Raw genomic sequence first — 1,600 nt, 5'->3', positions numbered from 1 at the left:
CTGAAGTAACACAGGGTGATGGCGCCTATGCATCTTATTGCTCCTATACTAAAAATGATAACACCTATTTTTTTATTAGTAGTTCGGCTGAAAATCCGCAAGTACTAAATAATGAACGTGTAATATTTAAGCAGGGCTTAAGCAGGAATAGAAATGTCTTTGTAATCCAATTGGACAAACATGGTAAAATGAGTTATGAAAAAATCATTGATGATAAAGAAGCTCGTTTGCCACTTATGGTTTCAAAACCTCTGATGGACTTCAATGATAGCGCGGTTTTGTTTTATGCTAAAAGAGGAACTAAAAAACAATTAGTGAATGTCTCTATCAATTAAATTGTTTCAATAGGAATAAATCCATAAATTTGGAATAAATCCACAAGTTGAAACAAAACAATCTTATTAGAGGAAGGGGCGCACAGCAAAATACACCTAACAAATTTCTTAAACACATACACGAAATACAGCAAGATTTTCTTGAATTTTGCAGGAAGGAAGGTGAAGAGGCCGCACAAAGGAAAACACAATACTTGCCTGTTTTTCCTAAAACAATTGTAAATAAAGTAACAAGTCCGGACGTCGGGATGGAATACTCTATGAATCCTTATCAGGGTTGTGAACATGGTTGTATTTATTGCTATGCCAGAAATACTCATGAATATTGGGGCTTAAGCGCGGGTTTGGATTTTGAACAAAAAATCCTAGTAAAGAAAGATGCTGCTAAGCTACTTGAGGCTAAATTAAAAAGTAATAAATGGAAGGCTGCCACCATTGTGCTTTCGGGAAATACGGATTGTTACCAGCCTGCAGAGCAGGAATTTAAAATTACGAGAGCATGCCTTGAGGTATTTTTAAAGTACCGTCATCCCGTAGGCATTATTACCAAGAATTCTTTAATCTTAAGAGATATGGACTTGTTAAAGGATTTAAATAATCATGGGTTGGTTGGTGTAAACATCTCAATTACATCGCTCTCAGAAAGTACTCGAAGAATTCTGGAACCCAGGACAACAACTATTAAAAAACGTCTTAGTACAATTGCTTTTTTAGCGGAGAACAAAATCCCGGTTAATGCTATGCTAGCACCAATTATTCCGGGAATAAATAGTCATGAAATTATAAACTTGGCAAAATTGGCTGCTGACCATGGCGCCTCATCTTTTGCCTATACTATAGTCAGATTAAATGGTGCTATTGGTCTTATTTTTACAGATTGGATAAGGAAAGCCATGCCAGACCGGGCAGAAAAGGTATTGAGCCTTATAGCATCATGCCATGGAGGCAAATTGAATGATAGCAGATTTGGTGTTAGAAATAAGGGAGATGGCAACATTGCCCACCAAATACAGGAAATGGCCAAATTGGCTAAATTGAGATATTATGGAGGAAGATCATTTCCTAAATTAAACAGGGAATTACACGAAGAGTATAAACATGGTCAATTGAAGCTGTTCAAATAGACCAGCTTATATGTAATTCTCTGCGATTCTTCAGAAATAAAACAGGATAAACCTTAGTTTAACTTAGTTCCCATCCCTTACGATAAGAGCCTTTAACCCATTCGTTGGCCTTCTCGTAATTTGTTACTCTCATATTCTTTC

1 protein-coding gene and 1 pseudogene are annotated in these 1,600 nt (G+C 36.4%); both read left to right on the top strand.

Annotated features, from left to right (window positions below):
- Positions 1-335 (top strand): annotated as a pseudogene (locus tag WBN20_RS16480) (hypothetical protein); the annotation flags it as partial.
- A gap of 47 nt (positions 336-382) precedes the next feature.
- On the top strand, positions 383-1,459 hold the full coding sequence (locus WBN20_RS16475) for a PA0069 family radical SAM protein (RefSeq protein ID WP_424282474.1): 1,077 nt from the start codon (positions 383-385) through the stop codon (positions 1,457-1,459).
- Positions 1,460-1,600: the final 141 nt, after the last annotated feature.

Origin of the sequence: Eudoraea sp. (genome assembly GCF_049665975.1) — a bacterium.
Classification (GTDB): domain Bacteria; phylum Bacteroidota; class Bacteroidia; order Flavobacteriales; family Flavobacteriaceae; genus Eudoraea.
The sequence above is the reverse complement of the archived record's forward strand: the minus strand, read 5'-3'. Positions and strand labels throughout refer to the sequence as shown.